Annotated in this window: 12 protein-coding genes; 5 read left to right on the forward strand and 7 right to left on the reverse strand. The window is 59.3% G+C overall.

Annotated elements, in window-relative coordinates; all coding sequences use genetic code 11:
* A partial coding sequence (locus OKA11_RS23925) for a DUF6880 family protein (protein ID WP_267225057.1) occupies positions 1-445 on the reverse strand: 445 nt, incomplete at its 3' end.
* Between the two features lie 251 nt (positions 446-696).
* Between OKA11_RS23925 and OKA11_RS23930 the strand changes: the two genes are divergently transcribed.
* Positions 697-1413 (forward strand): IS6 family transposase, encoded by a 717-nt coding sequence (locus tag OKA11_RS23930; RefSeq protein ID WP_379489297.1) that lies wholly within the window; start codon positions 697-699, stop codon positions 1411-1413.
* 213 nt (positions 1414-1626) lie between these two features.
* On the opposite strand, the gene OKA11_RS23935 is transcribed toward OKA11_RS23930, so the two are convergent.
* Entirely contained in the window at positions 1627-2421 is a 795-nt protein-coding gene (locus tag OKA11_RS23935) for a TIR domain-containing protein (protein ID WP_267225061.1), read from the reverse strand.
* A gap of 416 nt (positions 2422-2837) precedes the next feature.
* Here OKA11_RS23935 and OKA11_RS23940 point away from each other — a divergent pair, with 416 nt between their 5' ends.
* Both OKA11_RS23940 and OKA11_RS23945 read left to right on the forward strand, forming a co-directional pair.
* Positions 2838-3392, forward strand: coding sequence for a toll/interleukin-1 receptor domain-containing protein (locus OKA11_RS23940; RefSeq protein ID WP_267225063.1), 555 nt, complete (start codon positions 2838-2840; stop codon positions 3390-3392).
* A gap of 3 nt (positions 3393-3395) precedes the next feature.
* Positions 3396-3887: a TIR domain-containing protein gene (locus OKA11_RS23945; protein ID WP_267225065.1), complete on the forward strand. Its 492-nt coding sequence runs from the start codon at positions 3396-3398 to the stop codon at positions 3885-3887.
* Positions 3888-4046: 159 nt separating this feature from the next.
* On the opposite strand, the gene OKA11_RS23950 is transcribed toward OKA11_RS23945, so the two are convergent.
* From OKA11_RS23950 to OKA11_RS24730, 3 genes are all read right to left on the reverse strand, one after another.
* Positions 4047-4622, reverse strand: coding sequence for an SLOG domain-containing protein (locus OKA11_RS23950; RefSeq protein ID WP_267225067.1), 576 nt, complete (start codon positions 4620-4622; stop codon positions 4047-4049).
* Positions 4622-5791 carry a toll/interleukin-1 receptor domain-containing protein gene (locus tag OKA11_RS23955; RefSeq protein ID WP_267225069.1) on the reverse strand — a complete coding sequence of 390 codons (1170 nt, stop codon included), beginning with the start codon at positions 5789-5791 and terminating at the stop codon, positions 4622-4624. The genes OKA11_RS23950 and OKA11_RS23955 overlap by 1 nt, the downstream gene beginning before the upstream one ends.
* 403 nt (positions 5792-6194) lie before the next feature.
* Entirely contained in the window at positions 6195-6686 is a 492-nt protein-coding gene (locus OKA11_RS24730) for a helix-turn-helix domain-containing protein (RefSeq protein WP_379489298.1), read from the reverse strand.
* Between the two features lie 149 nt (positions 6687-6835).
* On the opposite strand from OKA11_RS24730, the gene OKA11_RS23970 reads away from it, so the two are divergent.
* Both OKA11_RS23970 and OKA11_RS23975 read left to right on the forward strand, forming a co-directional pair.
* Positions 6836-7596, forward strand: a protein-coding gene (locus tag OKA11_RS23970; RefSeq protein WP_159827236.1) for an IS5 family transposase whose coding sequence is annotated in 2 segments (ribosomal slippage) — positions 6836-7169 and positions 7169-7596 — 762 coding nt in all. Because the reading frame shifts where the segments join, the coding sequence is not laid out codon by codon here.
* Complete coding sequence (locus OKA11_RS23975; protein ID WP_267225075.1) at positions 7593-7799, forward strand: hypothetical protein; 207 nt, start codon at positions 7593-7595, stop codon at positions 7797-7799. Before OKA11_RS23970 ends, OKA11_RS23975 begins: the two co-directional genes overlap by 4 nt.
* A gap of 38 nt (positions 7800-7837) precedes the next feature.
* Here the strand turns inward: OKA11_RS23975 and OKA11_RS23980 are convergent, their stop codons facing one another.
* Positions 7838-8305, reverse strand: coding sequence for a hypothetical protein (locus OKA11_RS23980; protein ID WP_267225077.1), 468 nt, complete (start codon positions 8303-8305; stop codon positions 7838-7840).
* A 157-nt stretch (positions 8306-8462) separates the two neighbouring features.
* Positions 8463-8816 (reverse strand): hypothetical protein (locus OKA11_RS23985; RefSeq protein ID WP_267225079.1); only part of this gene is annotated, 354 nt, incomplete at its 5' end.

The raw sequence follows: 8816 nt of genomic DNA on the forward strand, positions 1-8816 counted from the left end.
GGTCGGCACTGAAACCGGATGGCACGGCCACTTCGCCAAGGTTCAACAGGGCCTCATTGAGAACGCCGTTCACGATGCCATTGCTATCATCACATCGCTCGTAGATCGACGGGGCCATTTCGAGCATGCGCCAGAGCAAGTCGAACGCTTCGGACGGCGCGCCTGGCGCCACATGCGCCATGATGGCTGCCCGCTGGGTCTCGAGGTCCTGTGCCAGCGGACGGATCTTGCGCCAGTCGACGAAACCGCGCGCGCGGGCGATCGCGACTAGCCGCTTGCGTACTTCGGCGGCTACGTCTCCGCCGCCGCCCTGGCTTGCCAGTTCAAGGCGCAGGCGCCGCTTCATCGCTGCGTCACCCTGTGCGAGTTCGATCAACAGCGCCGCGAGTCTCTCGGCGCCGAGTGCGGCAAGGTTGGTGGTATTGAGTGTGTTTGATCTGGCCATCCGCCGTCTTCGTCCGCTGGCTAGCGGCGGTCAACGGCGATTAAGACTTGGCATGGAGAGATGAGTGGAACGGGCGCCTGGCAGGCATTCCCACCGTGGACTCGTGGAGGCCCTTCTGCGCCCGACCCTTCCAAGACATTCAGCCGTCAATTTCCCTTCCCCAGGACCGGATCGGCAGCTTTTCCATCCCAGGCACACAAGGCGGTTCTGTCGCAAAGTTCCGGTCGGTTGGTTATGGCGTAGGAAGATTTGTGCATAGGAGTCAGTTCAAAGTGTTCAAAGGCTGGCATTTTCGGAGTGACCTGATCGTGCTGTGCATGCGCTGGTACCTGAGCTACGCCTTGAGCCTGCGAGACCTGGAGGAAATGATGGCCGAGCGGGGTGTTCGCGTAGATCATTCGACGATCCATCGGTGGGTGTTGCGTTACACCCCGCAGTTGCTCGATGCGTTCAACGCCCGCAAGCGGCCTGTGACAGGCAAATGTCATGTCGACGAGACCTACACCAAGGTCAAGGGTCAGCGGAGGTACCTGTACTGCGCCATCGACAAAGGCGGCGCCACGGTCAACTTCCTGTTTTCGCCGACGCGCAATCTCAAGGACGCGAAGCGCTTCTTCCGGCGGGCCTATGCGCACCATGGCCTGCCCGCGCAGGTGACTATCGACGGCAGCCAGACCAATCTGGAGGCGGCTCGGAAATGCCATGCCGAGATCCGGATGCGCACCAGATTGAACACCGAGCCGCTCAAGCTCCGGCAGAACCAGTACCTGAACAACCGGATCGAGCAGGACCATCGGCGCATCAAGCGCCGGATTCGACCGATGCTGGGTTTCAAGTCCGAGCACACCGCCGCGGTCATCCTCGGCGGCATCGAACTCGTCCACATGATCCGAAAGGGGCAGATGATCTTCGCCAACGACGCCCAGAATCTGTCCCTGGCATGCCAATTCGAAGCACTCGCCGCATAACCCACTATATCAAAGAGCAAACCGCAAGCTGGGCTGAACGTTGCAACAGAACCTCGCGGGTTGGCCGAGAATGCGATATCCAGCGCCGTCCCGGTTGATGCCTCCAAGCTGCGGTGCAGTCAGCGGCAATATCCGTTGTACCGAAGCCGTCCCATGTGATTATCGGCAAGCCGCGGTCTTCGTTTGCCGGCTTGCCGATAATGATGGAGGCTCCTATGCCGAAAACTCCATTTCATAGTTGCTGTAAAGCCAGTCGAGACTGGGCAAACCCAGGCGGTTGTTGGCATGGGCCCAGGTGACGATGTCGGTGAACTCGAGCTTCGTCATGTAGTCGATATCGACATTGTACCGGAAAGGCGGCACTTGGCGGTCGGTTCTCGCCTCGTTCATTGCTTCCATGCTGGCCTTGCTGACCCACATGTGCCGGTCCGGAACATTCTTTTGGAGGATGCGGCACAGGTTGAGTTCGTTGTAGAGCCATGGCGAGTTTGTCGTATTTCCCGCGCTATTGGCAATGGACACCTTGCTCTCGAGTGAGTTTTCCGAGTTCAGGAAGAAGATGCATTCGCATTTGTCCATCATGCTGGCCAGTGACACTGCAAGCATATTGTGGACGTGCGTCGTCGTGATGTTGCGCCGATCGTAGCAATAGGTCCGAGGGTCCGAGCCGGAGTTGGTGCAGAACTTGTTGTCAAGCAGCCGCAACGCCTCGTCGGAATAGCGCCAGACACAGGAATCTACGAAGCATTTCAGCCCCATTTTCCGTTCGAGATAGGACGAAAGCGCAAGCGCCTTGGTTTCGTCGGCATGCGAATGTGAAATGAATACGTCGAAATCGCCTTGTGGAAACCACTTGTCGATGATTTCACTGCCGTTGAGGACGCCGTCGTCATCGACGAAATTGCCGATATCGACGCGAGCGGCATTTTTGCGCTTCATTTCCTCGATCTGTTCCGCGTCGGCAAGCACCGCGTGATCTGCAAGATGTACCTGGTACGCCTTATACATCGTTCTCTCTGCTATGTTGGCTGGCAGTAACGGTGCGCGGGCACGAGAAACGTGCCCGCGAATCGCTTTGCATATGGATTTATTGAATAAATCTTAGAACGCGAACGGTTGATATGCCAAGCTCGATAGAAGGCACCGCTTCATTCAGAGAACCGGTTCATGCTGCCTTTGATCGTGCCTTCCCATTGGTTTTTCGCCGGCTGTCGTGGAAACCGGAGGGAAAACGGGGAAGCGGCGCGTCAGACAACGCGTGTCCGGTTTCCGGAATGCGGGTAGCCTGAGCCCGGTAGGTTCAACCAGTCGCCGCTTCGGCCCCCTGCGGATAACCCGACAAAAAAGGCACCAACCTTGATGGCGTTTCGTGCGCCAGAAGATTAACCTTCTTTTTCAATGACGATTCTCGGATAGTTCAAGGCATGCGGCAGTACATTACACGCGCGAATTTGATCGAGTGGGGCAGTGAAATCCGCAAGGCCGGGACACTGGCCAACAGATATTCGCAAGGCAACCGAACACTCGCCGGGTCGACCTTCCTTTCGCATTCATCGAAGGATCGCGAACTGGTTGCCGGTGCCACGCTCATACTCGAGAACCACGGTGCCCAAGTCTATATCGATGAAATCGACCCGGAAATGCCGCCGACAACGTCAAGGAAAACCGCTGACATCCTGAAGTCGCGTATTCGCGATACCAAGCGCTTCGTTCTGCTCGCTTCCAGCAACAGCAAGGACAGCAGGTGGGTGCCTTGGGAGCTCGGCTATGCAGACGGGCATAAGGGCACCGGTAGGATTGCCGTCTTTCCGGCAGTTGACGTGTGGTACGATACCGACTGGACTTCGCAGGAATATCTTGGACTCTACGACAGGATAATTTGGGGCGATATCGTAGGGCGCGAGGACGCGATGTGGATCGTTTTGAACGAGGAAGCGAACACGGCTATCTCGCTTCGGCAATGGTTACAGGGGTATTGAACTATGGTGCGGCGTTGCTTCTACAGTTTCCACTACGCAGAGGATTCGTGGCGGGTTTCCACCGTAAAGCAGATTGGTGCAATTGAGGGCCAACCGCTTGTAAGGGGCAATCAGTGGGAAGAGATCGAGAGGCGGGGTGAGGCCGCGATCCGCAACTGGATCGATGAGAACCTCAAGGGTCGCAGCTGCCTCATTGTTCTAGTTGGGCGCGTGACTGCAGGGCGCAAGTGGGTGAAATACGAAATCGAGAAGGCTTGGAACGAGGGCAAGGGCGTACTTGGTGTGCGTATTCACAATCTCAAGAATCAAAACGGAGCCACCTCCGCAGCAGGGGCCAATCCTTTTGCGAGCTACAACGTCAACGGAGCCCCGCTGACAAACTGGGCAAAGGTCTACGACCCGGCGGGCGCTACGAGCCAGGAGGTCTACAACACGATTGCCAACAATATCGAAAAGTGGGTCGAGGAAGCTATTCGGCTCCGCGGTACCGTGTGACGTGGCGGCGGTGCATCCTTGGTGTCCGCCGCCTGACCAACTGCGAGTGTGCTTGTGGAAAGCTCCCTTGCGCGAGATCCCCGTGGCTGGAGGCGGGATGCCAGCAAGCGGGGCGGTATTCAGAGCGAAAGCCCCAGTCGTGACCTCCGGGAGCGTCGCTCAGGTGGCCGATAGCAATCGGCGGAAGATTGTGGGATAGGTGCGGCTTCTGCCCAGAGACGGATTGTAGTCGCCATTCTCGAAGATACTGCGGGCGGCAGCGCCGGTGGTTGCAATCGGAAGGATTTGCGCCCCAGGCTGAAGCTCCTTGAAGAGTTCCAACTCCTCAAGGCAGCCGTCCATTCCACCAATGAAGACCGCAGCATCGAAGTTTTGGCTGGACAGCATCGCCACCCGCATTGCTTTCAAATTTTCTTTATCGTTTTCGCTGGGAGCGGGCACGATCCGAACGTCCGCAAACAGCACATTGTCTGCTGGCATCGCCTCTTTACGCTTCCCGTCGAACATGGCGCTCTGGAATAGCGTGAATTTGCTGCGGTCCAGGTCAGCTTGCTTTGCAAATAGTGCGAGCAGCGGAGTGATTGCCGGGTGGCCGCCGTAAGTGATGCGGCCAACCGGCAAGACATGCTCGGCAAGCGCCTTGAGCGCTTCGCGCAAGGCAAGAAGGTCAACCGTTTCGTAGTAGACCCTGTCTCGGCTCGGGAGCGGAATGCTGGCGGAGAGGAAAACCTCCATCACACTAGTCCCTTGAGCTGATCAGGCGTCTTCGATACCCAGACGGCGCGAACCGGCAGGTGCCCGTTGAGCCAATCGAGATGCTTCAGCCACACATCGAGGAGGCCACGGTTGTCGAAGACGATCCAGCGATCCCGCGTCGCGCCGGCATCGTCGATCGCTTCAAAGATCTCGTTGATCCTCATCGAAGTAGGAAGTCCCACGACAGGAACGACTGCCAGGGCGCGGCCGTTTCCGGTCGGGAGGGAAATGTATCGCTCAGGCTGGACTGCTGGCGCCAATCCAACATCGCGTGCGGCATCGCAGAACGAGTCCACGAGGTAGGCATGACGGGCGGCAATGGCCCGGGCACGCAGCGCCTCTGCCTGTTCGCAGATTCGCACGACAGTCTCGTCCGCAATACTCTCGCCTTTGGCAGGTTTGCCGTCGACGAAGTCGGCGTTTTCGAGCGGGAAAAAGTGGCTGAATGCCGATTCCTTATCCTCCGGCTGGCCCGGCCAGAGGATGTGGAGAATCTGAATATTCGTCGCGTTGGCCTTCGTCAGTTCCTCTACCGTCCACCGGCTGTCGCGGAAGCCCTCCGTATCGATCAGCACGACGACATCCGCATCCGACATCCGGTGCCACAGCACGGATTGAAAATCGGCGGCAGGCGGAACCGCCCGCGTGTCGATGAATACGTCGAAGCCGCGCTTGTCGAGCTCGTCGTAAAGGCGATCTGCCAGGGCTTGTGAGTCCTTGCGCTTATAGCTGATGAAGAGCCGGCGCTCACCGCGCAAAAGCCGGAAAGTCTCGAAAACAAGCGAAGCCATTCGTTCGACGCCCGTTCCATCTGCGTCCAATGGCAACGCATTCACGTGCCGCAACTGCGGCGGTATCTCTTCGGCGACGGCCTCGACACTCGACACGATAGGGGCAATGGGAATGGACTGTTCGATCAGCTCGGTGACTTCGTCGGTGTCTTTGGCAAAAGAAGGACTGCCGAGAAAGATACCGACGGCCGGCACGACCAAATTCCGCTCCATGACATCGTCAGCGCCCAGAAAACCGATGGCGCCGCGATCAAGGCCGAGGCCGTCGGCGCGCAAAAGGACCGCTTCGCAAATTCTGGTTCTGCGATCATCGAGATCGCCGAGGAAAACGATGTGGTAAAGGGGCTTTGCGCTCATCCCGGCTGACTAGCGCGCTTTCGGCCCCAAGTCGATATCCTCGTGATGCCCATGAGGCTTTGGGTGTGATGCGCCAAAGATGACGTCACTTCCTCAAAGCTTCTGACGGCTTCGAAGACAAAATTGGCGACATCGCACGCAAATCAGGCAGCACCCCGCATCTTTCCAAGCACCCGCGCTGCCGCATTGCTTCCAACCGCAAGCTCTCGTGCGTAGCGGGGGGCACCACAAGGTTTGTTCGCCAGGCAACGCTAAGCCGGAGTTGTCTCTGAAACTCTGCCATAACATTGCGCATGTCTGCCCCACTGCACGGGTCTAGCCTGACCGATTGGGGGTCATTCCGACTCAGGTGGGGTACAACATGGCGCGGCGCAATCTGCTGACGCGGGAAGAGCGCGATCGGCTAGAGCCCGACGATGTCCTTGACCTTGTCGACGAACAGCGGGTCAGTTGAGAGCTTGAAGCTCTTCGAGCGATGCGGCTGAACACCGAACAGCGTCAACATGCGCCCCACTGTGGTCTTGGACAGGCCTGTGGCCGCCGCAGCGGAGCGAACTGTCCAATGCGTACCGTCTGCAGGCTTGCCCTCGAGAACCGTGCGTAGCAACTGCGCTATCCTCTCTTCGTCATGGGTTCTCGGCCGGGCTTCTCCGTACAGTCCGACGAGCCCCTGTTCGAACCATCGCTTGCGCGAGTGGCAGACCGTTGGGTTCGTGGTTCCGAGCCGGCGCGCAATTGCCGTGTTGGTCTCGCCATCGGCTGAGGCCAGAACGATCTGCGCACGACGAACGACACTGTGCGGAGCGGAATGGGAACGGCTGATCCGCTCCAACTCTTCGCGTTCACCATCATTCAGGCAAAGCACCCGTTCCTGCGGACGACCGATACCCGCCATATTCGTTCTCCCTCGGGACAACGAATCTTCCGCCTACTTGGACTTTATGTAATGCTATTTGCGGGACAGGACACTAGGCTCAGGACCTATTAAATCTCTTGCCGAGCGGGTGATTGGTTGATTCAATGGCGGCGCGAGGAGGTGGCGGCATGAGTGATCTGATCTGGTTGTCGGAGGCGCAGATGCGCCGGATCGAGCCATATTTCCCGCTGTCTCACGGCGTGCCGCGGGTGGACGATCGTCGGATCATCAGCGGTATCATCTTCGTCATCAGGAATGGCTTGCGATGGCGCGATGCGCCCGCCGACTATGGTCCGCCCAAGACGATCTATAATCGTTTCATCCGGTGGAGCCGGCTCGGGGTGTTCAACAAGATCTTCTCCGCCCTTTCCGCACAAGGCGGCAAGCCCGACCAGTTGATGATCGATGCGACGCACCTGAAGGCACACCGGACAGCCGCCAGTCTGCTCAAAAAGGGGCTGTTCCCAGACGTATCGGACGCACCAAAGGCGGCCTGAACTCGAAGCTCCATGCGGTGTGCGACGGCAAGGGCAGGCCGCTGGTCATGCTGCTGAGCGAGGGCCAGATGAGCGACTACAAGGGAGCCGCCCTGATGCTCGACGCCTTGCCCCGCGCCAAAGCCCTGCTCGGCGACCGAGGCTATGACGCCGACTGGTTCCGCAAGGCGCTCACCGAACGCAATATCGCGGCCTGCATCCCGTCAAAGAGAAACCGAAACATTCCGATCCCACACGATGCCGTGCTCTATCGCCAGCGACATCGCATCGAGAACATGTTCGGCAGGCTCAAAGATTGGCGACGCATCCACACCCGCTACGACCGATGCGCCCACACCTTCATGTCAGCCATCTGCATCGCCGCAACCGTCATCTTCTGGCTCAATCAATGAGTCCTGAGCGTAGCGGGCTGACACTGTCGGCCCTTCGGCAGCGTCTCGCTTCGTTCGAGCACGCCTATGCAGTTGCCATTCAACTGCAGGAGGCGACCGGCGCCGACCAGTTCGTCGTACGTACCGGCAACCCTTTCCAGCCCTATCGGGTTTCGCGCGTGCGCCCCCGAGGCGGCGAAACCATCCTTGCGCTCGTTGCCTGATCCGGCGCCCCGGCACGGTCAGTGCTGGGTGGGCAGACTCATTCCTGCGGGTGGGTGAGGCTGCGCATCATCTCGGCCGCGGTGGTGTCGTCGACGAGGTCACGATCAGCGATGTACTGGTGCGGCAGCGCTTCCTCGCGCAGGACCTGCGCCATGCGGCCGCGCTCGTAGGCGAGCCCGCGCAGCCAGGCGAGATCAAACATGGCCTCGTGAATGGCCTTGTCGCACAGCAGGTACCACAGCCGCATTTGGAACGGGTTCTTGTCGGCGAGGATCGCCTCGAGCGCCAAGAAGCCCTCGCCATGGCGGACCTTACGCCGCGCATCGATCTTGAGTGCGACAAAGGCCTCGACCAGTTCGCCGGTCGCGAAGTAGGCGGTATCGAGCCCCTCTCCGATGATTGCGCCCGCCAGCACCCGGCGGGTCACCGACAGGCCGGGATTGTCGAGAGCATCCATCAGCGGCAGGTCGTAATCGTATCCGTCCAGCGCGTCCTTGACCTTCATTGCAAACCTCCTCGCCGCAAGGCTCAGTCGGATCCTGCCAGCACCTGCGAACATGTCGATGGCGTGGCTACTTCCCGAGACCCCATCTCATACTCGCTCGCCGCGCAGGATCGATAGGGGATCATACTTGGCTCGGGGCCGTTCGCACGCCACGCGATCAGGAAGCGATGGCGGGTACGCTCACCTGCTCCGGTATCGCGCCGACGAGAGCATGGATGCCCTGTGAGGCCACGGCGGTGAGGTCGCCCAGGCTGTATCGGTGCGATGCAGCCTCGTCGCGATACTGCACGCTCAGCATCCATTGCCTCGATCCCAATCGCCATACCGGCTCGAATGCGGGCATGCGCTCGCGAGAGCACTCCTGGATACGCCGGCCATCGCGATCGATCTCGATGAGCTGCCAGATCGTCATCGACGGGCCCGGATCGGTAATCCAGCAAACACCCCGGTCATCAATGGCAACTTCGAGTGTCGATGGATCGAAAGAGGCCATGAATTGCGGATCTCGGCG

The sequence above is a fragment of the Novosphingobium clariflavum genome, assembly GCF_026420865.1.
Lineage (GTDB): Bacteria > Pseudomonadota > Alphaproteobacteria > Sphingomonadales > Sphingomonadaceae > Novosphingobium > Novosphingobium clariflavum.

Bases quoted from the DNA above. Each gene is read 5' to 3' on its own strand.
- OKA11_RS23975 (WP_267225075.1), top strand. From the start codon at position 7,593: ATGAGTCCTGAGCGTAGCGGGCTGACACTGTCGGCCCTTCGGCAGCGT.
- OKA11_RS23940 (WP_267225063.1), top strand. From the start codon at position 2,838: ATGCGGCAGTACATTACACGCGCGAATTTGATCGAGTGGGGCAGTGAA.
- OKA11_RS23955 (WP_267225069.1), bottom strand. From the start codon at position 5,791: ATGAGCGCAAAGCCCCTTTACCACATCGTTTTCCTCGGCGATCTCGAT.
- OKA11_RS23980 (WP_267225077.1), bottom strand. From the start codon at position 8,305: ATGAAGGTCAAGGACGCGCTGGACGGATACGATTACGACCTGCCGCTG.
- OKA11_RS23935 (WP_267225061.1), bottom strand. From the start codon at position 2,421: ATGTATAAGGCGTACCAGGTACATCTTGCAGATCACGCGGTGCTTGCC.
- OKA11_RS24730 (WP_379489298.1), bottom strand. From the start codon at position 6,686: ATGGCGGGTATCGGTCGTCCGCAGGAACGGGTGCTTTGCCTGAATGAT.
- OKA11_RS23950 (WP_267225067.1), bottom strand. From the start codon at position 4,622: ATGGAGGTTTTCCTCTCCGCCAGCATTCCGCTCCCGAGCCGAGACAGG.
- OKA11_RS23945 (WP_267225065.1), top strand. From the start codon at position 3,396: ATGGTGCGGCGTTGCTTCTACAGTTTCCACTACGCAGAGGATTCGTGG.